At 70.1% G+C, this 25,436-nt stretch carries 16 protein-coding genes, 4 tRNA genes, 6 pseudogenes and 1 riboswitch; of the genes and pseudogenes, 21 read left to right on the top strand and 5 right to left on the bottom strand.

The features are described from left to right. The 4 genes and pseudogenes from fmt to BCY76_RS08975 form a co-directional block, all read right to left on the bottom strand. Positions 1–1,118, bottom strand: a 1,118-nt coding sequence (fmt, locus tag BCY76_RS08985) for a methionyl-tRNA formyltransferase (protein WP_085437544.1), incomplete at its 3' end; no start/stop codon positions are given. Positions 1,119–1,132: 14 nt separating this feature from the next. Beyond that, positions 1,133–1,369 carry a peptide deformylase gene (locus tag BCY76_RS19905; protein WP_201791104.1) on the bottom strand — a complete coding sequence of 79 codons (237 nt, stop codon included), beginning with the start codon at positions 1,367–1,369 and terminating at the stop codon, positions 1,133–1,135. A 77-nt stretch (positions 1,370–1,446) separates the two neighbouring features. Beyond that, positions 1,447–1,755: pseudogene (locus tag BCY76_RS20705) on the bottom strand (peptide deformylase); the annotation flags it as partial. A 50-nt stretch (positions 1,756–1,805) separates the two neighbouring features. Next, positions 1,806–2,726 carry a cytochrome gene (locus BCY76_RS08975; RefSeq protein ID WP_070162193.1) on the bottom strand — a complete coding sequence of 307 codons (921 nt, stop codon included), beginning with the start codon at positions 2,724–2,726 and terminating at the stop codon, positions 1,806–1,808. A gap of 281 nt (positions 2,727–3,007) precedes the next feature. Here BCY76_RS08975 and BCY76_RS08970 point away from each other — a divergent pair. The 14 genes and pseudogenes from BCY76_RS08970 to BCY76_RS08905 all read left to right on the top strand — a co-directional run bounded on the left by BCY76_RS08970 (position 3,008) and on the right by BCY76_RS08905 (position 12,937). Next, positions 3,008–3,081, top strand: a tRNA-Gly gene (locus BCY76_RS08970). A 44-nt stretch (positions 3,082–3,125) separates the two neighbouring features. Further along, positions 3,126–3,196, top strand: a tRNA-Cys gene (locus tag BCY76_RS08965). A gap of 35 nt (positions 3,197–3,231) precedes the next feature. Then, a tRNA-Val gene (locus BCY76_RS08960) sits at positions 3,232–3,303 on the top strand. Positions 3,304–3,329: 26 nt separating this feature from the next. Then, a tRNA-Gly gene (locus tag BCY76_RS08955) sits at positions 3,330–3,403 on the top strand. Positions 3,404–3,475: 72 nt separating this feature from the next. Beyond that, positions 3,476–3,607, top strand: a riboswitch (FMN riboswitch). Between the two features lie 114 nt (positions 3,608–3,721). After that, positions 3,722–4,491 (top strand): annotated as a pseudogene (gene pnuC / locus BCY76_RS08950) (nicotinamide riboside transporter PnuC). Next, the gene (ribD, locus tag BCY76_RS08945) at positions 4,484–5,740 is read left to right on the top strand and encodes a bifunctional diaminohydroxyphosphoribosylaminopyrimidine deaminase/5-amino-6-(5-phosphoribosylamino)uracil reductase RibD (protein ID WP_237090060.1); all 1,257 of its coding nucleotides are present in this window, start codon (positions 4,484–4,486) and stop codon (positions 5,738–5,740) included. The pseudogene pnuC and the gene ribD overlap by 8 nt, the downstream one beginning before the upstream one ends. Further along, on the top strand, positions 5,722–7,848 hold the full coding sequence (ribB, locus tag BCY76_RS08940) for a 3,4-dihydroxy-2-butanone-4-phosphate synthase (protein WP_085437543.1): 2,127 nt from the start codon (positions 5,722–5,724) through the stop codon (positions 7,846–7,848). The genes ribD and ribB overlap by 19 nt, the downstream gene beginning before the upstream one ends. Then, positions 7,845–8,345 carry a 6,7-dimethyl-8-ribityllumazine synthase gene (gene ribH / locus BCY76_RS08935; RefSeq protein ID WP_070162199.1) on the top strand — a complete coding sequence of 167 codons (501 nt, stop codon included), beginning with the start codon at positions 7,845–7,847 and terminating at the stop codon, positions 8,343–8,345. The genes ribB and ribH overlap by 4 nt, the downstream gene beginning before the upstream one ends. A gap of 65 nt (positions 8,346–8,410) precedes the next feature. Continuing rightward, positions 8,411–8,674 (top strand): phosphoribosyl-ATP diphosphatase, encoded by a 264-nt coding sequence (locus tag BCY76_RS08930; RefSeq protein WP_070162201.1) that lies wholly within the window; start codon positions 8,411–8,413, stop codon positions 8,672–8,674. A 69-nt stretch (positions 8,675–8,743) separates the two neighbouring features. Then, positions 8,744–9,595 (top strand): ATP phosphoribosyltransferase, encoded by an 852-nt coding sequence (gene hisG, locus BCY76_RS08925; protein WP_070162204.1) that lies wholly within the window; start codon positions 8,744–8,746, stop codon positions 9,593–9,595. A gap of 18 nt (positions 9,596–9,613) precedes the next feature. After that, positions 9,614–10,383 (top strand): annotated as a pseudogene (hisF, locus tag BCY76_RS08920) (imidazole glycerol phosphate synthase subunit HisF). 49 nt (positions 10,384–10,432) lie between these two features. After that, positions 10,433–10,804: a phosphoribosyl-AMP cyclohydrolase gene (hisI, locus tag BCY76_RS08915; RefSeq protein WP_070162209.1), complete on the top strand. Its 372-nt coding sequence runs from the start codon at positions 10,433–10,435 to the stop codon at positions 10,802–10,804. Continuing rightward, the gene (locus tag BCY76_RS08910; protein WP_070162211.1) at positions 10,791–12,362 is read left to right on the top strand and encodes an anthranilate synthase component I; all 1,572 of its coding nucleotides are present in this window, start codon (positions 10,791–10,793) and stop codon (positions 12,360–12,362) included. The genes hisI and BCY76_RS08910 overlap by 14 nt, the downstream gene beginning before the upstream one ends. Further along, positions 12,359–12,937, top strand: coding sequence for a Trp biosynthesis-associated membrane protein (locus BCY76_RS08905; RefSeq protein ID WP_070162212.1), 579 nt, complete (start codon positions 12,359–12,361; stop codon positions 12,935–12,937). Before BCY76_RS08910 ends, BCY76_RS08905 begins: the two co-directional genes overlap by 4 nt. Positions 12,938–13,084: 147 nt before the next feature. Here the strand turns inward: BCY76_RS08905 and BCY76_RS08900 are convergent, their stop codons facing one another. Next, entirely contained in the window at positions 13,085–13,966 is an 882-nt protein-coding gene (locus BCY76_RS08900) for a sulfurtransferase (RefSeq protein ID WP_083277761.1), read from the bottom strand. Positions 13,967–14,119: 153 nt separating this feature from the next. Here BCY76_RS08900 and BCY76_RS08895 point away from each other — a divergent pair, with 153 nt between their 5' ends. From BCY76_RS08895 to BCY76_RS08870, 7 genes and pseudogenes are all read left to right on the top strand, one after another. Next, a complete protein-coding gene (locus tag BCY76_RS08895; protein ID WP_070162216.1) occupies positions 14,120–14,350 on the top strand; it encodes an HGxxPAAW family protein in 231 nt (76 codons plus the stop codon). A 206-nt stretch (positions 14,351–14,556) separates the two neighbouring features. Further along, positions 14,557–15,350 (top strand): annotated as a pseudogene (gene trpC / locus BCY76_RS18570) (indole-3-glycerol phosphate synthase TrpC). Positions 15,351–15,410: 60 nt separating this feature from the next. Next, entirely contained in the window at positions 15,411–16,721 is a 1,311-nt protein-coding gene (trpB, locus tag BCY76_RS18565) for a tryptophan synthase subunit beta (protein ID WP_201791103.1), read from the top strand. 2 nt (positions 16,722–16,723) lie between these two features. Next, positions 16,724–17,542, top strand: a pseudogene (gene trpA / locus BCY76_RS08885) (tryptophan synthase subunit alpha); the annotation flags it as partial. Positions 17,543–17,675: 133 nt separating this feature from the next. Next, the gene (lgt, locus tag BCY76_RS08880; RefSeq protein ID WP_085437542.1) at positions 17,676–18,851 is read left to right on the top strand and encodes a prolipoprotein diacylglyceryl transferase; all 1,176 of its coding nucleotides are present in this window, start codon (positions 17,676–17,678) and stop codon (positions 18,849–18,851) included. A gap of 357 nt (positions 18,852–19,208) precedes the next feature. Then, the gene (gltB, locus tag BCY76_RS08875; RefSeq protein ID WP_083277432.1) at positions 19,209–23,867 is read left to right on the top strand and encodes a glutamate synthase large subunit; all 4,659 of its coding nucleotides are present in this window, start codon (positions 19,209–19,211) and stop codon (positions 23,865–23,867) included. Beyond that, positions 23,860–25,325 (top strand): annotated as a pseudogene (locus BCY76_RS08870) (glutamate synthase subunit beta). Before gltB ends, BCY76_RS08870 begins: the two are co-directional and overlap by 8 nt. Positions 25,326–25,436 lie beyond the last annotated feature (111 nt).

Here is a 25,436-nt window from a genome sequence, read left to right as displayed (position 1 = left end):
ATCGGTCCTCCCGGGACGTGTCGGTGGGGCGTGTGCTGGTGGTGGGGCCGTCGCGGGTGGGGGCGGCAGCCCCCAGCGTCACGCGGCCACGACAGCCCGCGGAGCCAGTCCGCGGCGGCGATCATCCGCTTGCCCGCAGGCTGGACCGCGCTGAGCACCACGCCCCCGTCGACGGCGCGGAGCTCGACCTCGGGGTGCTGGGGCGTGCGATCCGCCGGGGCGAGCGAGACCTCGCCGGGTCGGGACCGAGCCAGCGGCTCCGGCAGCTCCGCCTCGTACACCCTCGCGGTGCCCAGCTTGAGCCGCTGGTCGTCGTGGAGGGTCCAGGCCCCCGGCTCCGGGATCGTCGCGTTGATGCGTCGGACCACGGCCTCAGCCTCCTGGTGAGGATCCACGTAGGCGTCCTCCCGGGTGAGCTTGCGGGCATGGCTCGGGGCGCCCTCCTGCGGGACCGGCACGGAGGCTCCGGTGAGGAGTTCGGGCAGCAGCGTGGTCAGCAGAGCGCCGCCGAGGCGTGTGAGGTCCTGCAGGACGACGCCGGCGCTGTGCTCGGGCGAGAGAGGGACTTCGCACATGGCATGGATCGGACCGGTGTCCATGCCGGTCTCCAGCTGGAAGACCGTGGCCGCAGCGGTGGCGTCCCCGGCGAGGATCGCATGCTGTACGGGTGCGGCTCCGCGGTGACGCGGCAGCGCAGAGTAATGCAGGTTCACCCAGCCGCGCGGGAGGGCCTCGAGCGCGGGGGCGGGCAGAAGGGCCCCGTAGGCCACGACCACCCCCAGTTCGGCGTCGAGGGCGGTCAGCTCCTCCAGGGTCGCCGCGTCGACTCGGTCAGCCTTGACCACGGGGATGTCGGCGTCTTCGGCGGCCTGCGCGACAGGGGAGGGGGTCAGCCGGCGGCGGCGTCCCACGGGGGCGTCGGGGCGGGTCAGCACGCCCGCCACCTGGACGCCGTCGTCCAGCAGGGAGCGCAGACAGTCGGCAGCGATGGGTGGGGTGCCGGCGAAGATGATGCGGCCCTGACGGGCTCCGGCGCGCAGGTCGGCGGGGTCCACGGCGCCATGGGCCTCGTGGAGGTCGTCCTCGGACAGGATCCGTGGTCTCGGTGCGGGGGTCATGATGTCCTCTCGCCTCAGGTGCGGGGTCCGGCGAAGAAGCTGCTTCCGGAGCCTGCGTCGGGGCGGGACTCCGGCCCGGCCCCGGCGGCTCGGCGCTGTGGCCCCTTCCCGCCCGCGGAGGGCTCACGCAGTGCGCGCATGGCGTGCCGGCGGTCCTCTCCGGTGAGCCTGTCGATGAACAGGCGGCCGTCGAGATGGTCGACCTCGTGCTGGAAGCAGGCCGCGAGGAGTCCGGCGGCCTCGACGTGCACTGCGGCGCCCTCGGGCGCGTCCCGGTGAGGACGACGGTCTGCGACCGGTCGACGGGGGAGTAGACGCCGTCGACCGACAGGCACCCTTCGCGCAGCAGGTTCTCGCCCTCCGCCGGTCGGCTCGGCTCGCGGGGGGTGGGACCGATCGGACCGGTCAGGGAGAGCTCCGGGTTGATGACGGCGCCGCGGGAGCCGGCGGCGTCGAAGGTGAAGATCCTCAGCCCGACTCCGATCTGCGGGGCGGCCAGCCCGATGCCGCCGGCGGCGTCCATCGTCTGGTACATGTCCTCGACGAGCTGGACGATGCGTGCATCCAGCGCGGGGACCTCCTGAGCCGGGGTGCGCAGGACGGGATCGCCGAGGGTGCGGAGCGGGAGAACTGCCATGTCCTCGATCCTACTGCCGCACGGTGCTGGTCGCTCGACGCTCGGCGTGGTCAGGCCGCCGGTGTGACAGGCGGCACCCCGTCGCCTCCGGGGGCTTTCGCCGTCGACGTCGTCGCACCTGCCGACGCCGCTGCGGGCGGGGGTGCGAGCGGGCGCAGCGAGGGCCCGGCCTCAGCAGTCCGGCGTCCGTGCTCCCAGACCTGCCGCAGCGCCCAGAACTTGTGCCAGTGCGCCTTCAGCGCCGCGGGGGTCGCCTGGACGGGGACGACCTCCGTCTCCGAGACGGCCACCGCCATCAGAAGGCAGTCCTGTCCGTGGGGCCAGGGCTCCCAGATGCCGGCCTGCGCGTCGACCAGCCGCTCCTCGGCCTGCATGCCGGCCACCAGCTGCATGACGACGGATTCGCTCAGCGGCTTGGCGCGGCCCCTGCGGTCGAGGCCCTTGGTCTTGAAGTCGATCACGCAGGTCCGCCCGGCGATCTCGGCGATCAGGTCCAGGGTTCCGGCGTAGCCGATCGTGTGGTTCCAGACCGTGACCTCCGCGGCCAGGGGGCGCACCCCGTAGAGGTCCCACCATTCGTCGAAGCGGTCGGCGAAGGCGGTCTCGCCATGCTGGACCAGCGTCGCCCGCGCGGTGTCGACCTCGTGGTCGGTGCCCAGAGCACGCAGCGCGACCTGCTCCGCGTAGTGGTGGACGCGATCACCGCGTTGCGCCGCCGCGTCGCGGAACCGCTCGGCGGCCGAGGCAGCGTGACGGGCCAGGGTCTTCAGCTGGGAGGCGGAGCCGACGGCGGCGGCGAGGCGATCGTCCTGGATCAGTTCCTGGGTGGCCAGGTGGCCTGCCCATCCGGTGAGGTCCTTGTGCTCCTGGCCGATCACCGTGGTGATGGAGGGGACCTCGGGCGCGGAGGTGAGCGAGCGGGAGTACATCCGACCGAACTCGGTGGCGTGGGCGAGAGTGGGCTGTGTCATCGGGTCCAGTCTGCCACGCAGGCGTCTCGGGTCCGCAGGGAGGCCCGGACGCGTGTCCGGCGCTGCCCGCGCGTCGCCTCGGAGCGCGATGCGGCTCACCGGTGAAGCCCGGAACCCCCGGAATGACAGGGATCCGCCAGGTCACAGGCGAGTATGTGAGGGTGGTCACAGGGGCTCGATTGGACGAGGGGCCGAGGGCTGAGCTAGAGTTTCATGTCGTCGGAAAGCGGACAGCACGGACGGTCGAAAGGCCTTCCGGAAAGCCGCGGAGAAGCCGATGTGCGGATGTAGCTCAGCTGGCTAGAGCATCACCTTGCCATGGTGAGGGTCGCGAGTTCGAATCTCGTCATCCGCTCGATGGGCTCGAAGGAGTCGATCCCGAATCCCGGAGACGGGGACGGTGGGGTGGCCGAGTGGCGAGGCAGCGGCCTGCAAAGCCGTATACGCGGGTTCGATTCCCGTCCCCACCTCGCTCGGGCCGCCTGCGGTCCGAACAGTTGAATAGGCGCGATTGGCGCAGCGGTAGCGCGCTTCCCTGACACGGAAGAGGTCACTGGTTCGATCCCAGTATCGCGCACTGAGTGGTCTATACTGATCACTCGTGCGGATGTAGCTCAGCTGGCTAGAGCATCACCTTGCCATGGTGAGGGTCGCGAGTTCGAATCTCGTCATCCGCTCAGCAGAAGGCCCGTAATCCCTCGTGGATTCCGGGCCTTCGTCGTCGGTGTGGCAGACTTGTCCCCGACACACTTCGTGCTCCGGGGTCGGTGAAAGTCCGAACCGGCGGTGAAAGTCCGCGACCCGAGCCGCCTCGGCGGCCTCGGTTGAACCGGTGGAACTCCGGTACCGACAGTCACAGTCTGGATGGGAGAAGCACGAAGGCCGGTCGACGGCGGTGCCTCTGGCGCACCCTCGACGTCTTTCCGGCCGCCGCGCAGGCATCGTCATCCCCGGAGCCGACTCCACCGTCGGGTCTGGGAAGGACGAGCTGCTGAATGGACGCCCTGCGCTGGCTTCTCGAGGCCGAAGTCCTGGTCTTCGGCAGTCCTCTGCTGCTCCGTGAGGTCCTCGGCAATGTCTTCGGCCTGGCCTGCGCCCTCGGCGGCATGCTGCGCCGTGTCTGGGCCTGGCCGGTGGGCATCGCCGGCAACCTGCTTCTGCTGACCGTCTTCCTGGGATCCTTCTTGGGTCTCAGCGATGACCCCGCGCTGCTTGGGCAGGCTGGGCGGCAGGTCATGTTCCTCATCGTCTCGGTCTACGGCTGGCACCAGTGGAGGTCGGCGCGTCGGGCGCAGCAGTCCGGCGGCGGAGTCGCCGCCGTCGCCCCCGCTGGGCGCCCCCGCGTGCCCGGCTCGCCCTGATCCTGGCCCTGGTGCTCGGCACCGCCGCGCTGACGCCCGTGCTGCGTGCCCTCGGCTCCTATGAGCCGGTGTGGGCCGATGCGTGGACCTTCGTGGGATCGCTGCTGGCCACCTACGGCATGGCCCGCCGCTGGGTCGAGTTCTGGCTGCTGTGGATCGCAGTCGACGTCGTCGGAGTGCCGCTGCTGTGGTCGGCCGGCTACTACGCCTCCGCCGGAATGTACGCCGTCTACGGCGTGTTCACGCTGATCGGATTCATCGTCTGGAGCCGAGTCCAGCGATGTCAGACCGCAGACGTCGCGACGACTGGCGTCCGCCACGACGTCGCCGCAGATACCGGGGAGACCCCCGGCGCCCCGGGGGCGTCCCGATCACGGCCTCGGGAGGTGTCCCTCGATGGATGAACCGGTCGACGTCGTCTGCCCACCGGATCCCGCCGGTGCGCATGAGCAGACCATGCGGCTCGCGATCGAGGCCGCGCACCGTGGGCCGCGCGGCGCGAACCCCCTGGTCGGCGCGGTGCTGGTCTCCCCGGAGGGAGAGGTCCTGGCAGTGGGACACCACCGGGGGGCCGGACACCTCCATGCCGAGCGTGACGCGCTGCGTCAGGTCGCGGCGGGCGGTGACCACGGAGCCGTGGATCTCCACGGGGCCACGCTCTACTGCACGCTGGAGCCCTGCCGCCACCACGGCCGTCAGCCCCCGTGCACCGAGGCGATCCTCGAGGCCGGCGTGGGACGTGTCGTCTATGGGGCCGACGACCCGACGCCTGACGCCTCCGGAGGAGCGGCGGTGCTTCGCGCAGCTGGCGTCGAGGTGGTCTCCGGCGTGCTCTCCGGCCCTGCGCTCGCGGTCAACAACCGCTGGGCCCGGGCGCGCCGGGAGGGTCGGCCCTTCGTCACCGTGCACCTCGCCCAGAGCCTCGACGGGCGCATCGCCGCCGCTGACGGCACCAGTCAATGGATCACCTCATCGGCCTCCCGGCTGCACACGCACCGCATCCGGCGTCGCATCGACGCGATCCTGGTGGGCAGCAACACCGCCGAGGTGGACGATCCCCGGCTCACCGCCCGCCTGCCGGACGGGACCCTGGCCGACCGGCAGCCGCTGCGCTGCGTGATGGGGCGGCGACCGCTGGCGGAACGTGCCCGGCTGCGACAGGGGCGGCCCGAGGGAGACGGCTGGGTGCAGCTGCGCACCCACGACCCCCTCGAGGCGCTGCAGCGGCTGGGGGCGATCGAGCATGACGGGCATCCGGTCCGTCATGTGCTGGTCGAAGGCGGCTCCCGGGTGCTCGCCGCGTTCTTCGCCCAGGATCTGGTCGACGAGATCTTCGCGTACCAGGCGCCGCTGATCCTCGGCGCCGGGGCGTCCAGCGTGGGGGACATCGGCGTCACCACGCTGGCCGAGGCGAGGCGCTACACCCGCGATCAGGCGGAGGGCGGAGCAGTCCGGATCCTCGACGACGACGTCTGCGTCCATCTCCAGCCGGCAGAGGGCGCTCTGACCTGGCCGGAGCAGAGCACGGACCCGCTCAGCATCGGGCCGCGCGGCGCATCCGCGCCCACCCATCACGCATCGGACGCGGCGGCCGACCTGGCCGGCGCCGGAGAAGACAGGAGCTGCACAGACCCATGTTCACCGGAATCGTGACAGGCGTCGGCCGGGTGCTCGAACGGCACCCCGACCCGGCCCGCGGGGTGGAACGGCTGACCTTCGAGGCGCCGGGACACGTCGAGGGACTGGCCCTGGGAGGCTCGATCGCCGTCAACGGCGTGTGCGTGAGCGCCACGGCCATCGACGATGAGAACGTCACCGTGGACCTCATCACCGAGACGCTCAAACGCACCACGATGGGACAGCTCGGCGTCGGCGACGCCGTCAACCTCGAACGGTGCCTCCCCTCGGGAGCCCGGCTCGACGGTCACGTCGTCCAGGGCCATGTCGACGGGATGGGCACCCTGGTGGAGCGTGACCTCCACGACGGGCGCCACCGCTTCGCCGTGCCGCGGGATCTGGCGCCCTTCCTGGCGGAGAAGGGCTCCATCGCCGTCGACGGCGTCTCGCTGACCGTCACCGCGGTCTCCGCACCCGGTGCGCTCGAGGCATGGTTCGAGGTGGGCCTGATCCCCACCACGCTCGCCGAGACGACGCTCGGCGGACTCGCAGACGGCGGCCAGGTCAACCTCGAGGTGGACGTGCTGGCCAAGTACACCCGCAGGATGCTCGACCTCGACGCCGAGCGGGCAGCAGCGCACTCGAGCGCGGCGCGGAGGGGCCCGCGCTCGTGGAGCCCGCGCCGGCGGCCTCCGCACCCGGTGCGGCCGTCACGGCCGGCAGTACGCCGTCCCGACACTCCCGCGCCGGTGCTCGACCCTGTGGAGGTCGCCCTGAACCAGCTGGCGAAGGGCCGCCCCGTCGTCGTCGTCGACGATGCCGACCGGGAGAATGAAGGCGACCTCATCTTCCCCGCGGCGGCGGCCACCGAGGAGCTCATGGCCTTCACGGTGCGGCACTCCTCCGGGGTGATCTGCGTGCCGATGAGCCGGGAGCGGGCCGACCATCTGCGCCTGCCTCCCATGGTCACCGACAACCAGGACCCCAAGGGCACCGCCTACACCATCAGCTGCGACGCCGCCTCCGGCATCACCACCGGCATCAGCGCGGCCGACCGCGCCCGCACGGCGGCGCTGCTGGCCGACGCCGCCTCAGGGCCCGAGGACCTCACGCGGCCCGGACATCTGTTCCCGCTCATCGCCGACGACGCCGGCGTGCTGGGTCGGGACGGCCACACCGAAGCCGCCGTCGATCTCTGCCGGCTCTCCGGGCACCCGGAGGTCGGGGTCATCGCCGAGCTGGTCCACGACGACGGGCGCATGATGCGACTGCCGGCGCTGCGCGAGTTCGCCGACGATCACCGGTTGGCGCTGATCTCCATCGCGGACCTCATCGCCTACCGCGGCGGCGAGCCCAGTCCGGAGGCCGTCATGGACGCCGTGCAGGCGTCCTGGGAGCACCCCGAGGAGGAGTCCAGCGCCCTGGTGACCCCCGGCCCCGTGGTGACCCTGCCCACCGACCATGGGATCTTCGCCGCCCAGGTATGGACCGAGCACTCGACCGGTCATGAGCACCTGCTGATCTCCGCCCGGTCCCGCCCGGCCTCCGAGGCCGGTGCCCAGGAGCACCGCCCCCTGATCCGGATGCACTCGGAGTGTGTCACCGGTGATGTGCTGGGCTCCCACCGCTGCGACTGCGGCACCCAGCTGGCCTCCGCCCTGGAGTCGATCCAGCGCGACGGCGGCCACCTGCTGTACCTGCGCGGCCACGAAGGCCGGGGGATCGGTCTGGCCAACAAACTGCGTGCCTACAAGCTCCAGGAGGAGGGCGCGGACACGGTCGAGGCCAATGAGATGCTGGGCCTGGCCGCGGAGCTGCGGAACTACACCGGCGCGGCGGCGATCCTGCACAGCTGCGGCATCACCCGCCTGAGGCTGCTGACCAACAACCCGGACAAGGTCGAATCCCTGCAGAAGGCCGGACTGGACGTCGAGCAGGTGCCGGCCGACGGTGTCGTCCATGACGAGAACCGCCGGTACCTGCGCACCAAGCGGGACCGGATGCGCCACCTGCTGGACCACTTGGGCCTGGAGGATCGTGAGGCCCGTGGCGCAGGGCATGACCTGCCGTCGGAGGAGCTGGTGGCCGACCATGAGGAGCCTGCGGAGCGCACGCGTCCGCTTGACGAACAAGGAGAGAGATGAGCAGCACTGGAACCCCTGAGATCGACGCCACCGAGCTGGAGCAGCTGCGCACCGCGGCCGCCGAGAAGCCCCTCCGTGTGGCCGTGGTGGCCTCCCGCTGGCACACCCCGGTCATGGACGGCCTGATCGCCGGCGCCCGTCGCTTCCTGGACGGCATCGGCATCCATGACGTGACCCTGGTCCGCGCCCCGGGCAGCTTCGAGCTGCCGGTTCTCAGCGCGGCCGCCGCGACGCGCCACGACGTCGTCATCGCCCTCGGCGTGGTCATCCGTGGCGGCACCCCGCACTTCGACTACGTATGCCAGGCGGCCACGGACGGGCTGGGCCGGGTGGCCCTGGACTCCGGCGTCCCGGTCGGCTTCGGCCTGCTGACCTGCGATGACGAGCAGCAGGCCCTGGATCGCGCAGGTCTGGACGGCTCGAAGGAGGACAAGGGCTTCGAGGCGGCGCATGCCGCCGTCTCCGCCGCCGTCGAGGTGGCACGGCTCACGTCATGACGTCCCAGGTGACGCATCCGCGCAGGAAATCGTCCTCGACCCACGGAAAGGCATACCCTGGGACGGTGAAGAACTTCGACCAGCTCTACGCCGAACTCGCCGAGAAGGCCGTCGCCCGCCCCGAGGGGTCCGGCACGGTGGCTGCCCTCGACGCCGGCGTCCACAGCATCGGCAAGAAGATCGTCGAGGAGGCCGCCGAGGTCTGGATGGCCTGCGAGCATGAGACCGACGAGGCCGCCGCCGAGGAGATCTCCCAGCTGCTGTACCACCTGCAGGTGATGATGCTGGCCAAGGGGCTCAGCCTCGAAGACGTCTATCGACATCTCTGAGGGTCGGCCGCAGGCCGACGGCTCCGTGCACCACACCCGAACGACATCCGAACAGGGAACGACACCTCCATGCTGCGTGTAGCTGTACCGAACAAGGGCGCCCTCTCCGAGGCCGCCATGGCCATGCTCTCCGAGGCCGGATACGTCCAGCGCCGTGACAAGCGCGAGCTGGTCATGGTCGACGAGGAGAACGGCGTCGAGTTCTTCTACCTCAGGCCCCGGGACATCGCCGTCTATGTCGGCTCCGGGACCCTCGACGTCGGGATCACCGGACGCGACCTCTTCCAGGACGCGCGGGTGGACCATGGCGCCGAGGAGATCATGGGACTGGGCTTCGGCGGGTCCACGTTCCGGCTGGCCGGACCGGCTGGGCGGTTCCGCTTGGCCGAAGACCTGGCCGGCAAGCGGATCGCCACCAGCTATGACGGTCTGCTCAGTCGGTGGCTCGAGGACCAGGGGCTGGACGACGTGGAGGTCGTCCACCTCGACGGCGCGGTCGAGACCGCGGTGCGTCTGGGAGTGGCCGATGCGATCGCCGACGTCGTGGAGACCGGGAACACGCTCAAGGCCGCGGGCATGGAGACCTTCGGGGAGGCGATCATGCGCTCTGAGGCGATCATGATCTCCCGCCACGGGGAGCGTCCCGCCGGGACCGACCGGGTGACCCGCCGTCTGCAGGGCGTGCTCGTGGCTCGGCAGTACGTGATGATGGACTACGACATCCGTCGTGAGCACCTTCAGGCCGCCAGCGCGATCACCCCCGGACTGGAGTCGCCGACCATCTCTCCGCTGGCCGACGAGAACTGGGTGGCCGTGCGCTCCATGGTTCCGGCGAAGAAGACCAACCAGCTGATGGACGAGCTCTACGAGCTCGGCGCTCGGGCGATCCTGGTCACCTCCATCCACGCCTGCCGGGTCTGAGCAGGGAGGGCACACCACATGTCACTGGCCGTCAGAGTCATCCCGTGCCTCGACGTGGACGCCGGCCGCGTCGTCAAAGGCGTGAACTTCGAGAATCTGCGCGATGCGGGAGATCCGGTGGAGCTGGCGCACCGGTACAACGACGCCGGCGCCGACGAGCTGACGTTCCTGGACGTCACCGCCTCGTCCTCCGACCGGGAGACCACCTATGACGTGGTCACCCGCACCGCGGAGGAGGTCTTCATCCCGCTGACCGTCGGCGGCGGGGTGCGCACCCAGGAGGATGTGGCCACACTGCTGCGCAGCGGGGCGGACAAGGCCTCCATCAATACGGCCGCGGTGAACCGACCGGAGGTCATCGACGAGATCACCGACCGCTTCGGCTCCCAGGTCCTGGTGCTGTCCCTGGACGCCCGCCGCACCGATGACCCGCAGATCGCTTCCGGCTTCGAGGTCACCACCCATGGAGGTCGCCGCGGCACCGGCATCGACGCGATCTCCTGGTGCCGCGAGGCCTCCGCGCGCGGAGTGGGGGAGATCCTGCTGAACTCCATCGACGCCGACGGCACCCAGGCCGGATTCGATGTGGAGATGATCCGTGCGGTCCGCCAGGTGACCTCAGTGCCGGTCATCGCCTCCGGCGGCGCCGGCCGCCCCGAGCACTTCCCGGCCGCCATCGATGCCGCGCCGACGCGGTGCTCGCCGCCTCCATGTTCCACTTCGGCCCGGTGGACATGATCGCCCGCGTCAAGGAGGCCATCCGCGCCGCCGGCCATCCCGTGCGCTGACGCAGCCCCCAGCACACCTCCCGCCCGCCCACCTGCCGAGGACCTCCCCATGACCACGACCCCGCTTCCCGCCGAGATCCGCCAGAAGGTCAGCTTCGACGACGCCGGCCTCGTCCCGGCCATCGCACAGGACGCCGTCAGCGGCGAGGTGCTGATGATGGCCTGGATGGATGAGGAGGCTCTCGCGGCGACGCTGTCCACCGGCCGGGCGACCTACTGGTCCCGGTCCCGCGGTCAGCTCTGGCGCAAGGGGGAGACCTCCGGACATGTGCAGCAGGTCCGCCGTGTGGCCCTCGACTGCGACGGGGACACCGTCCTGCTGACCGTGGACCAGACGGGCCCGGCCTGCCACACCGGCACCCGCACCTGCTTCACCTCGCGGGAGATCACCCTGGAGGGAGGTCGCGATGACCAGGTCTGATCGGCGCTTCGGAGTGGTGTCCCCGAGTGCGGAGGAGTTCTCCGAGCTCGCCTGCGACCACCGGGTCATCCCGGTGACCATGCGCCTGCTGGCCGACGGCCACACGCCGCTGAGCATCTACCGGACGCTGGCTGACGGGCGGCCCGGCAGCTTCCTCATGGAATCCGCCGCTCCCGGCGCTGCGTGGTCCCGGCACTCCTTCATCGGCGTGCGCTCGCAGGCCACCCTCTCCGAGTGTGACGGCCGGGCGGTCTGGCTGGGAGACCCTCCTGCCGGCACCCCGCAGCAGGGCACCACTGCTGAGGTGCTGCGGGCCAGTCTCGACTTCCTGGGCGGCGACAACGGCCGGGCACGCACGGTGGCCCTGCCGCATCTGACCTCCGGGCTGGTCGGGTACATCGGCTGGGAGGTCGTGCGTCACTGGGAGCGGCTGCCGCACCCGCCCGCTGACGACCTGCATGTGCCCGAGATGGCCATGAACCTCGTGAGCGACCTCGTCGTGCACGATAACCGGGACGGCACCGTCACCCTGGTGGCGAACGCCTTCAACCAGGACGGACGCGACTCCGGCGTCGAGCGGGCCTACGCCGATGCGGTGGCCCGGCTGGAGCGGATGCGTGCCGCGCTCGCCGAACCGGTCCTCCCCGGGGTCGCGGTGGCCCCGGCGGACTGGCAGGAGACGGTCGAACGAGATCTCGAGGACCGCGTCGAGCATGCCTGGGACCAGGACGAGTACCTGGCCACGTTGGGCAGGGCCAAGCAGGCGATCATCGACGGCGAAGTCTTCCAGATCGTGGTCTCCCGGCGCTTCCAGGTCGCCACGGAGGTGGACGCGCTGGCGGTCTACCGCATGCTCCGGCTGCTGAACCCCAGCCCCTACATGTACCTGCTGCACTTCGAGACTCCCGATGGGGAGCCCTACCAGGTGGTGGGCGCTTCCCCGGAGGCGCTGGTCACCGTGGAGGATGACACCGTGGTGACACATCCGATCGCCGGCACACGTCCGCGAGGTGACACCCCCGCGGAGGACGAGGCGCTCGCCGATGACCTGCTCGCTGATGAGAAGGAGCGTGCCGAGCACATCATGCTGGTCGACCTGGCCCGCAACGATCTCGCCAAGGTGTGCGTGCCGGGCTCGGTGCAGGTCACGCGGTTCATGGCGGTGGAGCACTTCAGCCATGTGATGCACCTGACCTCGCATGTGCAGGGAGAGCTGGCGCCGGAGGCCTCGTCCTATGACGTCCTGGCGGCGACTTTCCCGGCCGGCACCCTCTCCGGAGCGCCGAAGCCCAGGGCCCTCCAGCTGCTCGACGCCTGGGAGCCGGCTCGACGAGGGGTCTACGGGGGAGTGGTCGGCTATTTTGACCTCTCTGGGCGGATGGATGCGGCCATCGCGATCCGCAGCGCACTGCTCAAGGACGGCCGGGCCTACGTGCAGGCCGGCGGCGGCATCGTCGCGGACAGCGACGACGACGCCGAACGTCAGGAGACGGTGAACAAGGCCGCCGCGCCCCTGCGTGCGGTGCTGGCCGCCGATCGGCTCCAGGAGCAGCCATGAGCCGCCGCGCGGTGGTGCTGGTGGGCCTGGCTGCAGGCGTGCTGCTGCTGGCCTCGGCCACACAGACTTGGGTGACCGCCGTCGGGCTGGGGGACACCTCCGCGGCGGGCCAGGTGGAGATCCCCGGCACCGATGTCTCAGACACGGTGACCGCCATGGCCCTGGTCGGGCTGGCCTCCTCCGTGGCTGTGACGATCGCCCGACGCATCGCTCGACTCATCATCGGCGTCGTGATGCTCGCCGCGGGCGTCTCGGCCGTCGTGACGGTGGCCCGGGTGATCGCTGCGCCCGGGGAGGCCTCGCTGCCCGCCCTGGGGGAGGTCACCGGCACCACGGAGCTCGCCGGTGAGTATGTCCTCGGTCCGGCGGTGTGGGCTGGTCTGACCGGTGCTGTGCTGCTGGCGCTGGCGGCGCTGGCGCTGCTGATCTTCTCGCCGCGCTGGCGGGATCGGTCCTCGCGGCGATACGCCACAGCCCGCGAGGCAGGCGCGGCGCCGCAGGAGGACCCCGATGAGTTCGACCTGTGGGACGGACTCAGCGCCGGGGACGACCCGACCTCCGAGCGTCGAGGCTGAGCCCGGCGGACTCTGTCACCGCCCCCCAGCCTCCTCCTCTGCGCCGAGGGTCGCAGACACGGCCTCTCCCGGTGCGCTCGTCACGCGCTGTCCCGACGGCGGAGTCTGCCGAACCTCGAGAAGGAGGCGCAGATCATGCGGTGGGTCTCATTCGCCGACGGCGACCTCCAGCTCGGCATGCTGAGACCACTGGCTGAAGCTGCCCGGGTACAGCACGGCGTCGAAGCCGGCCAGGTGGGCCGCCAGGGTGGCGTGGGCTGCATTGACGCCGGAGCCGCAGTAGCTCACCACCGGCCGGTGGTCGTCCGCGCCGGCCGCCAGCAGCCGCTCACGCAGCGCCTGGGGCGTCAGGAACCGGCCGGCGGCGTCGACGTTGCCGGCCGTGGGGAGGTTCCGCGCCCCGGGGATGTGGCCGGCCCGCGGATCGATCGGCTCGTGCTCTCCGCGGAACCTCTCCGGTGCGCGGACGTCCAGCAGCACGGCGTCGGCAGGGAGCCCCTGGCTCAGCCGGGAGGAGAGGTCTCGCACGGACTCCAGATCGACGGCCGCCGCGGCAGCCGTGTCGGTGACGTCCCGCTGCGGGTCCTGAAGCCGGATCGTCGACGGCTCCGGGCGCACATCGCCTTCCTCCAGCGGCAGTCCTGCCCGTCGCCAGGCCTCCAACGCCCCGTCGAGCACCCGGACGTCGCGGACTCCGGCCCGGCGCAGCAGCCACCAGGCGCGGGCCGCGGCGAGGTTCCGCAGGTCGTCGTGGACCACCACGGTGCGTCCCGGCAGGAGCCCCCACCGTCGCGCGGCCTGCTGCAGCGTCTCATGCCGCGGGAGCGGGTGACGTCCTGCGACGGCGGGACGCCCATGGTCGCTGAGCTCATGGTCCAGGTCCACGTAGACCGCACCAGGGATGTGGCCGGCGCGGTGGTCGGCGGAGCCGTCCGGCTGGTCGAGCCTCCATCTGACGTCGAGCACATGCGGCGGCTCGGCGGAGCCCAGCAGGCTGTGGAGCTCGTCGGCGGTGATGAGTGTCTGCATGACCACCACCCTGCTCCGAGACCCCTCCGCTGTCCAGCCCGCCGCCACAGCAGGGGAGACCACCTGGTCTGCACGGGAGGAAATCTGGTCGGGCCGCGGGGAGCAGGCATGGCAGAATGGATGCTGAGCTGAAGTGACCGAGAGAGGACTCTGATGACCACCACGCAGCAGCGGACCGTGCGCGATGTCGAGCAGCAGCCGGCCGTCGGCGAGCAGCCGGATGACGCCTTCATCCACTATGACCACATCGGTCACGGGTCGACCCCTGCCGCCTGGACGCTGAGCCTGACGCTGATCGTCGGCTCGATCATCGCCGGCATCGGCTTCGTCGCCGAGATCTGGGTCCTGGCCTACATCGGTGCGGCCTGCGTTCCGCTCGCCTGATCCTGGGCTACGCCCTGAAGAAGGCGGGTCTCGGCGTCGAGATGGACAGCTCGTCGGTGCTGAAGCACGGCGAGGACCCTCGGCGCCACCAGGGGCCCGCCGTGCCGGACAACACCTCCGGCAAGGGCGAGCGCATCCCCGACGCCTCCACCAACTGAGCCGCCGGTGAACACCGAGACACCCGCCTCCGCCGCCGGAACCGGCACGTGCTGGACGGCATCATCGCCGGCGTCCGTGAGGATCTGCAGGTCCGTCGCGCCGAGGTTCCGCTGGCCGAGCTCCGCGCCCGCGTCGCTGACGTCCCGCCGGCCCTCGACGGGCTGGCCGAGCTGCGCGGCGCCGTGACGACGCCGCAGGAGTCCGCATCATCTCCGAGGTGAAGCGGTCCTCGCCGTCGAAGGGCTCCCTGGCCGAGATCCCCGATCCCGCGGAGTTGGCCCGGGCCTACCAGGCCGGCGGAGCCTCCGCCGTGAGCGTTCTGACGGAGCGTCGCCGATTCGCCGGATCGCTGGCGGATCTGGACGCCGTCCGTGCCGCCGTCGACCTTCCCGTCCTGCGCAAGGACTTCATGGTCGACGAGTATCAGTTCCTCGAGGCCCGCGCCCATGGCGCGGACCTGGTCCTGCTCATCGTGGCCGCCCTCGACGACACTCGGCTCCGGGACTTCCTCGCGCTGACCCATGAGCTGGGGATGGAGGCGCTCGTAGAGGCCCATACGGAGGATGAGATCTCCCGCGCCGTCGACGTGGGCGCCCGCATCGTCGGTGTCAACGTGCGCAATCTGAAGACCCTCGACGTCGACGTGGCGCACTACGGCACCATGGCCCGCCATCTTCCCGACGACGTCGTCCGTATCGCGGAGTCCGGCGTGGACGGTCCGGACGTGGTCGCCGACTACGCCTCTCGGGGTGCGGATGCGGTGCTCGTGGGGGAGGCGCTGGTCCGCGACGGCGACCCTGCCGCCGCCCTGGGCCGCTTCCGAGCAGCCAGCCGCTCCTGACTCCGGCTCCCGGCACGGCGTCGCCGAGCGGCACGCACCATCACCTGAACAGGAGAACCCATGACTGCAGAGTCCGACTCCGCGAGCTATCGCGACGCCGCCGGCCCCTACTTCGGCCCCTACGGCGGCCGATGGATGCCCGAGTCCCTGGTCGCTGCGCTCGACGAGGTGGAGAGGACCTTCCTCGAGGCACGCGAGGATGAGGAGTTCATCGCGGAGTTCGAGCGGCTCTGCCGGGACTACACCGGTCGTCCCTCACTGCTGGCCGAGGTCCCGCGGTTCGCCGCCGAGCAGGGTGCGGCCCGTGTGTTCCTCAAGCGGGAGGACCTCAATCACACCGGCTCCCACAAGATCAACAACGTCCTCGGGCAGGCGCTGCTGGCGCGCCGGATGGGCAAGACCCGGCTGATCGCCGAGACCGGGGCAGGCCAGCACGGGGTCGCCACGGCGACGGCGGCGGCGCTGATGGGCATGGAGTGCGTGGTCTACATGGGTGCCGAGGACACTCGGCGTCAGGCGTTGAACGTGGCCCGCATGCGGCTGCTGGGTGCCGAGGTCGTCCCCGTCGAACATGGCGCTCAGACCCTCAAGGACGCGATCAACGAGGCGCTGCGCGACTGGGTCGCCACGGTGGAGAACACCCACTACCTGTTGGGCACCGTGGCCGGTCCGCACCCGTTCCCGGCCATGGTCCGCTGGTTCCATCAGGTCATCGGCGAGGAGGCCCGGCAGCAGATCCTGCAGCAGACGGGGCGTCTGCCTGACGCCGTCTGCGCCTGCGTCGGGGGAGGGTCCAACGCGATGGGCATCTTCCACGGCTTCCTCGACGACGCCGATGTCGCCCTGTACGGCTTCGAAGCCGGGGGCGACGGTGTGGACACGGGTCGGCACGCGGCGGCCATCACGCTGGGCCGTTCCGGAGTGCTCCACGGTGCACGCTCCTACCTCATGCAGGACGAGGATGGGCAGACCGTGGACTCGCACTCCATCTCCGCAGGACTGGACTACCCGTCCGTGGGCCCGGAGCATGCCCACCTGGCCGACGTGGGCCGGGCCGTCTACGAGCCGGTCACCGACGCCGAGTGCATGACCGCCTTCGAGGCGCTCTGTCGCACCGAGGGGATCATCCCGGCCATCGAGTCGGCCCACGCCCTGGCGGGGGCGGCCCGCCTCTCGGCGCGTTGGACGGAGGAGGACGCCGAGGCCGCGGCGCACCGCATCATCATCGTCAACCTCTCCGGGCGCGGCGACAAGGACGTGGCCACCGCCGCCGAATGGTTCCGCCTGCTGCCGGGCCAGGAGGCCGAGGGTGCTGACGGGGAATCCGACGACCATGCCGGCCGCGCGCCGGAGACGGGAGTGCAGGCGTGAGCGTGCAGACCAGCCGCGGGGCAGCTGCTCCGTCGAAGACGGCGACGGCCATCGAGGGCGCCCGTGCCGCAGGACGTTCGGCCTTCGTGGGCTACCTGCCGGCCGGCTTCCCGGACCGTGAGACCTCGATCGCCGCGGCGATCGAGCTGGCCCGCAACGGGGCCGAGGTCATCGAGATCGGCATCCCGTACTCGGACCCGGTCATGGACGGGCCCGTGATCCAGCAGGCCACCACGCAGGTGCTCCGGCGCGGGTTCCGCATCGACGAGGTCTTCGAGATCGTCCGAGCAGTCACCGAAGCCACCGACGCCGCCGTGCTGGTGATGACCTACTACAACCTCATCGACCGCATGGGAGCCGAGGAGTTCGCCCGCCGTCTGGCCGAGGCCGGGGGAGCAGGGGCCATCACGCCGGATCTGATCCCGGACGAGGCCGAGGACTGGATCGCCGCGACCGACGCGTACGGTCTGGACCGCGTGTTCCTCTCCGCGCCCACCTCGTCTGCGGAGCGTGTCGCCAAGATCGTGGAGGCCTCCCGCGGATTCGTCTACGGCGTGTCCCTGATGGGTGTCACCGGAGCTCGCTCGGAGGTCTCGGACGCCGCGGAACGAGTCGTCCGAGCCGCTCATGAGGCCGGGGCGGAGCGGGTCTGCGTCGGACTCGGCGTCTCCACCCGGGCACATGTGGAGGAGATCGGTCGCTACGCCGACGGAGTCATCGTCGGCACTGCGCTGGTGGCCGCTCTGCGTGACGGTGGCCCAGCGGCGGTCGGCCGGCTCGCCGGCGAGCTCTCCGGCGGCCAGCACCGGCCTGAGGCGGGCGCCTCGCCCGTCTGCGGGGCGCGCCCGACGAGTCAGCCTGGTCGCCATGATCAGCCTGACCGCTTAGACTGCACCCGGCCGTCCCGCCACCTCAGGGGCGGTCCAGCCCCACCACCGAGAGGACGACGCGTCAATGACTTCCACTGCAGCGGCGGCCGCGACCGACGGCGACCTGCTGGCGGGATTCCCCGCACCGCCCTCCAGCGGACTCGACCTGGGTCCGCTGACCCTGAACTTCTACGCGCTGTGCATCGTCGCAGGCATCGTCGTGGCGATCCTGCTGACCTCCAAGCTGTGGAAGTCGAGGGGCGGCAGCTCCGAGAACGTCATGGACGCCACCCTGTGGGCGGTGCTGCTGGGCATCGTCGGTGGACGGCTCTACCACGTCTTCTCCTCTCCTGACGCCTACTTCGGTCCGAACTTCGACGGCTCCGGCGATCTCTCGCTGATCCCGCAGATCTGGCGCGGAGGACTCGGCATCTGGGGCGCCATCCTGCTGGGCGCGGTGGGCGTCTGGTTCGCCTGCCGTCGCTACGGCATGAAGTTCGGCGCCTTCGCCGACGCCGTGGTGCCGGGGGTGCTGCTCGCCCAGGCCATCGGGCGCTGGGGCAACTGGTTCAACCAGGAGCTCTACGGCGGACCCACGAACCTGCCCTGGGGGCTCACCGTCGAGCTGGAGCACCGGGTGCCGCAGGTCTCGCACATGAGCGAGTCCACCCTGTTCCACCCGACGTTCCTCTACGAGAGCGTCTGGAACCTGCTGGGTGTGGCCCTCCTGCTGGTCCTCTACCGGCGCTTCCAGGTCAAACAGGGGCTGCTCGCCTGGACCTATGTGGCCTACTACACCTTGGGCCGCTTCTGGATCGAGAGCCTGCGCATCGACGAGCTCGACAAGTCCACCCAGTTCATCAACATCTTCGGGCTGGACTGGCGTCTGAACATGTGGGCCTCCGTGCTCACCTTCCTCGTCGCCGTCGTGATGCTCTACGTGCTGTGGTCCAAGCGGCCTCGCACCGCAGAGCAGCTGGCTGAGGAGCAGGAGGTCTTCCGCGCGGGGCATGGTCCTCGCGCTGAGGGGACCGACGCGGGCGAGGCGGAGCTGGATGAAGCAGAGACTGCGCTGGACGAGGTCGAAGCCGACGAGTCTGAGCTGGACGAAGCCGAAGCCGACGAGTCTGACGAGTCTGACGAGCAGGATGCTGCCGAGCCGGCCGACGCGGAGGACGAGTCCTCCGTGATTCCGGATGCTGAGACACCTGTGGCGGAGGACGGGCCCGATCCTCGGGAGGACTCTCGCAGAGAGAGCTGAACCACTCGGAGGGCCGCCGGCAAGGTCCAGATCGTGAGATGCGATTTGCTTCCGGGGTGCCTGCACGCGGAAGATTGATCTGATCAGCCTGAGACTCAGGCAACACTGGTGTGCCCGTCGACTCGCACCCGTTGGCGACGGGCACCCGATGCTGGCGTCGGCCCATGCCGGAGCGCGCACCCCGCGCTCGGCCTGCGCGCCGCGACGCATGAGACGCATATCGAGGGCCCCCGACCGTCCACCACGCACGACGGCGGCGGTGCGGTCCGTCGGGTCGACCTGCGTCACTCCAGCTCATAAGGGGTCGATGATGTCCCCTCCCATGGAACGTCCGTATGCGGAGGAAGGAACACCGTCATGTCCACACAGGGATTGTCGGCTACGCACAGCTCGGCTCCCGCCGACGTCGCGCCGGGTGCCGACGACGGCGTCGTCAGCCCGTTCGTGCGGTTCTCCGCGTACCCGGAGAAGGCGGGGCTCTACAGCCCCGAGAACGAGCACGAGAACTGCGGGATGGCCGCCATCGCCACGCTGCGCGGTGAGCCCGGTCACGACATCGTCGACCACGCCCTGGTCGCTCTGCGCAACCTCGAGCACCGCGGTGCCGTCGGCAGTGACGTGGGTACCGGCGACGGTGCAGGCCTGCTCACTCAGGTGCCGGACGAATTCTTCCGGGCGGTGGTCGACTTTGAGCTCCCCTCCGCGGGCGAGTACGCAGTCGGCACGGCCTTCCTGCCCCAGTCCGAGTCCGAGCGGGAGCAGATGTGCGCCTCGTTGGAAGATCTGGCGGCGGAGCAGGGGCTGACGGTCATCGGCTGGCGTGAGGTCCCCATCGACGATTCGATGATCGGGACCCTGGCCCGGGAATCGATGCCGCACTTCCGGCAGCTGTTCGTCGCGCTGGCCGAGGAGGACTCTGAGGAGTTCCGCTTCTCCGCCTCCGGCACCCTGGACCAGCGCGCCTGGCGGCTGCGCAAGCGCGGCCAGAACCGGCTGGGCGTCTACTTCCCGTCGCTGTCGTCGAAGACGATCACCTACAAGGGCATGCTCACCACGGCGCAGCTCGAGCCCTTCTTCCCGGACCTCTCCGACGAGCGCTTCAAGACCACCTTGGGCATCGTTCACTCGCGGTTCTCCACCAACACCTTCCCCTCGTGGCCCCTCGCGCAGCCGCTGCGCAATATCGCCCACAACGGGGAGATCAACACCGTCAAGGGCAACCGGAACTGGATGCGTGCCCGCCAGTCCATGATGGCCGGAGAGCTGCTCGGCGAGGACCCTGAGTACCTCTTCCCGATCTGCACGCCGGGGGCCTCCGACTCCACGTCCTTCGACGAGGCCGCTGAGCTGCTGATGCTCTCGGGCCGTCCGCTGGCCCAGGCCATGCGCATGATGGTTCCTGAGGCGTGGGAGGACCACGAGTCCATGGACCCGGACCTGCGGGCCTTCTACCGGTACCACTCCATGCTGATGGAGGCCTGGGACGGTCCGGCGGCCATCGCCTTCACCGACGGTCAGCAGGTCGGCGCGGTCCTGGACCGCAACGGACTGCGCCCGGCGCGCTACTGGGTGACCGACGACGGGCTCGTGGTGATGTCTTCGGAGGTCGGCGTCGTCGACCTCGATCCTTCCACGATCGTGCGCAAGGGGCGTGTGGCTCCCGGCATGATGTTCCTCCTCGACACGGTCGAGGGGCGCATCATCGAGGACGAGGAGATCAAGTCCGGCTTCGCCTCCTCCCAGCCCTGGCAGGAATGGGTCGAGGAGAACCTCATCGAGTTGGAGGACCTCCCGGAGCGGCTGCACGTGCGCCACCCCACCGAGTCGGTCCGCCTGCGTCAACAGACCTTCGGGTACACGCATGAGGAGCTGCGCATCCTGGTCGGTCCCATGGCCTCAACCGGCGCGGAGCCTATCGGTGCCATGGGTACGGACACGCCGATCGCCGTCCTCGCGGACCGACCTCGGCTGCTGTTCGACTACTTCGTGCAGAACTTCGCCCAGGTGACCAACCCGCCGCTGGACGCGATCCGCGAGGAGCTGGTGACCTCCTTGGGGCTGCACATCGGCCCCAACGGCAACGTGCTGACCACGGAGAAGGTCACGGCCAAGCAGGTCGCCCTGGACTTCCCCGTCATCGACAACGACCAGCTCGCCAAGATCGCGAACATCCGCAGCGACGAGGGTCAGAAGATCGCCATGAAGGTGCGCGGTCTCTACCGGGTGGGCAGCTCGGAGGAGGAGTTCCGCCAGCGCATCCGTGACCTGTGCGAGCAGGTCTCCGCGGCGGTCAACCGCGGAGTGGGCTACATCGTGGTCTCCGACCGCGACTCCAATGCCCAGTGGGCCCCGATCCCCTCGCTGCTGCTGCTCTCGGCGATCCACCATCACCTGCTCAAGTCGGCCAACCGGACCCGTGCCTCGCTCATCGTGGAGGCTGGCGACGTCCGCGAGGTCCACCATGTGGCCTGCCTGATCGGCTACGGTGCGGCCGCGGTCAACCCGTATCTCGCCATGGAGTCCGCCGAGGACATGGTCCGGCGCGGGGAGATCACCGGGGTCACCGAGTCCCAGGCGGTGCACAACCTGCTCACCGCCCTCGGCAAGGGCGTACTGAAGATCATGTCCAAGATGGGCATCTCCACGGTCGCCTCCTACTGCGGGGCGCAGACCTTCGAAGCGATCGGTCTGGCGCAGAACGTCGTGGACCAGTACTTCTCCGGCACCCACTCGCCGATGGGCGGGGTCGGTCTGGACGTCATCTCTGCGGAGGCCCTGGCCCGTCACGCCAAGGCCTACCCGCAGGACGGCAACGACCTCGGGCGCGGTGACGAGCTGGAGATCGGGGGAGAGTACCAGTGGCGGCGCGAAGGTCCGCCGCACCTGTTCAACCCCGAGACGGTCTTCAAGCTGCAGCATTCCACGAAGTCGCGTCGCTATGACATCTTCAAGCAGTACACCAAGGCGGTGGACGACCAGTCCCAGGCGCTGATGACCCTGCGCGGTCTCATCCGCTTCACCAGCGGCCGCGCCCCGATCCCGGTCTCCGAGGTCGAGCCGGTCAGTGAGATCGTCAAGCGGTTCAACACCGGGGCGATGAGCTACGGCTCCATCTCCCAGGAGGCTCACGAGACGCTGGCGATCGCCATGAACCGTCTCAAGGCACGGTCCAACACCGGTGAGGGCGGCGAGCACCCGGCCCGCCTGGTGGATCCGGAGCGGCGCAGCGCGATCAAGCAGATCGCCTCCGGCCGGTTCGGCGTCACCAGCCAGTACCTGACCCACGCTGATGACCTGCAGATCAAGATGGCCCAGGGCGCGAAGCCCGGTGAGGGCGGCCAGCTCATGGGGAAGAAGGTCTACCCGTGGGTCGCCGAGACCCGGCACTCCACCCCGGGGGTCTCGCTGGTCTCGCCGCCGCCGCACCATGACATCTACTCGATCGAGGACCTCGCCCAGCTGATCTACGACCTCAAGCGCTCGAACACGGGTGCGCGGGTCCATGTGAAGCTCGTGGCGCTCAACGGTGTAGGCACTGTGGCAGCCGGCGTGACCAAGGCCAAGGCCGACGTCGTGCTGATCTCCGGTCACGACGGCGGCACCGGTGCCTCTCCGCTGAACTCGCTCAAGCACGCCGGGGCGCCCTGGGAGCTCGGCCTGGCCGAGGCTCAGCAGACGCTGATGCTCAACGGTCTGCGCGAGCGCGTCACCGTGCAGGTGGACGGACAGCTCAAGACCGGGCGCGACGTCGTGATCGCCGCGCTGCTGGGTGCCGAGGAGTATGGCTTCGCGACCGCCCCGCTGGTGGTCTCCGGCTGCATCATGATGCGCGTCTGCCATCTGGACACCTGTCCCGTCGGCGTGGCCACGCAGAACCCGGTGCTGCGTGAGCGGTACACGGGTCAGGCGGACCACGTGGTGAACTTCTTCGAATTCGTGGCCCAGGAGGTGCGGGAGTATCTGGCCGAGCTGGGCTTCCGGAGCCTGGACGAGGCGATCGGGCACATCGACGCCCTCGATCTCGACGACGCCAAGCGCCACTGGAAGACCGAGGGCCTGAACCTCGACGCAGTGCTGGGCGGCTACGACCCCGAGGACCCGACCGTCGAGGCCATGCTGCGCCGCACCGGCGGGCAGGACCACGAGCTGGAGAAGCACTTCGACGTCGCGCTGATCGAGCAGGCCCAGCCGGCGATCCGCCACGGACAGCACGTGCGCCTGGAGCGCAAGGTCATCAACACCGATCGGTCGGTGGGCACCATGCTGGGGCACGAGGTCACCAAGGCGCTGGGGCTGAAGACCCTCGACCAGGACACCGTCGAGGTGGACCTGGTGGGGGAGGCCGGCCAGTCGCTGGGAGCATTCCTGCCCCACGGCATCACGCTGCGGCTCTCGGGGGATGCCAACGACTACGTCGGCAAGGGCCTGTCCGGCGGACGCGTCGTCGTCCATCCGGACCCCACGGCACCGCTGCAGGCGGAGTCCAACGTCATCGCCGGCAACGTGATCGGCTACGGTGCGACCTCCGGCGAGCTGTTCCTCCGCGGGCAGGTCGGAGAACGTTTCCTGGTGCGCAACTCGGGGGCCACCGCCGTCGTCGAGGGCATCGGGGACCATGGCTGCGAGTACATGACCGGGGGCCAGGCGCTGATCCTGGGCCCGACCGGACGCAACTTCGGCGCTGGGATGTCCGGAGGCACGGCCTTCGTGCTGGACTTCGACGAGGACCGGATGAACACCCAGGCTCGCTCCGCCGGGGACCTGCTGCTCCTGCCGCCGGACGAGGAGGACCAGCAGATCATCCTCGACCTGCTCCGCCGACACCTGGAGGAGACCGGGTCGACCGTCGCCGAACGGCTCCTGGCCGACCCGGCGGGCGCCTTCGGCCGTATCACGAAGGTGCTGCCCCGCAACTACGACGCCGTGCTTCGTGCCCGTTCCACCGCCCTGGACGAGGGGCTGGATCCGAACGGGGACGAGACCTGGCAGAAGATCCTGGAGGTGACCCGTGGCTGACCCGCGCGGATTCCTGAAGCACCGTGAGCGGCAGGACCGGCCCTCACGCCCCGTGCCCGTGCGCATCATGGACTTCAAGGAGGTCTACGAGCGTCAGCAGAAGGGTGCGGTGCAGACGCAGGCGAGCCGCTGCATGGACTGCGGCATCCCGTTCTGCCACACCGGTTGCCCGTTGGGGAACCTGATCCCGGAGTGGAACGACCTCATCTGGCGGGACCAGATGGAGGAGGCCTCCTCGCGGCTGCACATGACGAACAACTTCCCGGAGTTCACCGGTCGCATCTGCCCGGCTCCGTGTGAGACGTCCTGTGTGCTGGGGATCAACCAGCCCGCGGTGACCATCAAACAGTCCGAGGTCTCCATCGCCGATGAGGCGATCGCCAACGGCTGGGTGGAGCCGGTGCTGCCGCAGCGGCTGACCGGCAAGACCGTGGCCGTGGTGGGCTCAGGACCGGCCGGTCTGGCGGCGGCCCAGCAGCTGACCCGAGCCGGTCACACCGTCGCCGTCTATGAGCGGGACGACCGTCTCGGTGGCCTGCTGCGCTATGGCATTCCGGACTTCAAGATGGAGAAGCACCACATCGACTTCCGCATCGACCAGATGGAGGCCGAGGGGACCCGCTTCTACACCTCCACCGCGATCGGTGAGGACATCACCTGGGACTCGCTGCGCGAGAGCTATGACGCGTGGTGGTGGCCACCGGCGCCATGGTGCCTCGCGATCTGCCCATCCCGGGCCGTGGTCTGGACGGGGTGCACTTCGCGATGGAGTATCTGGTCCAGTCCAACAAGGCTCTTGCCGGAGACGACGTCCCCGAGCAGATCCACGCCGAGGGCAAGCACGTGATCGTGCTCGGCGGCGGCGACACCGGCGCCGACTGCATCGGCACCGCGCATCGCCACGGTGCGGCCTCGGTGACCACGCTGGCGATCGGCACGCAGCCGCCCGAGTCGAGGGCCGCCCACGAGCCGTGGCCCATGGACCCGAAGGTCTTCGAGGTCACCTCGGCCGACGAGGAGGGCGGGGAGCGTCGCTACTTGGCCTCCACCGTGGAGTTCCTCGGGGACGAGAACGGCCACGTGCGTGCGCTGCGCGTCGCAGAGACCCAGTACAACGACGACGGCTCCCGTACGCCGATGCCCGGTACCGAGCGCGAGATCCCCGCGGATCTGGTGCTGCTGGCCCTGGGCTTCACCGGGGCGGAGCAGGAGACGCTGTCCGGTCAGGGATCGGTGGAGTTCGACCGGCGCGGCAATGTCCAGCGTTCGGAGGACTACATGACCTCGGCCGAGGGCGTCTTCGCGGTCGGCGACGCCGGCCGCGGGGCCTCTCTGGTGGTCTGGGCCATCGCGGAGGGCCGGGCGGCCGCCAAGGAGGTGGACGAGTACCTCGAAGGGTCCTCCCGCCTCCCGGCGCCGGTGAAGCCGTCGGATCGGGCGATCTCGCTGAGCGGGTGAGCCCCGAGCCTGAGTGAGATAGGCTCTGTCATGTCGGCGCCCGGAATTCGGTGCGCCCTCCAGCTGGCCCAACGTCGTGCCAGGGGATCAGAAGATCGAACCGTCCTATAC

The sequence above is a fragment of the Nesterenkonia sp. PF2B19 genome (genome assembly GCF_001758425.2).
Classification (GTDB): Bacteria; Actinomycetota; Actinomycetes; order Actinomycetales; family Micrococcaceae; genus Nesterenkonia; species Nesterenkonia aethiopica.
This window is presented reverse-complemented; position numbering and strand designations above follow the sequence as displayed.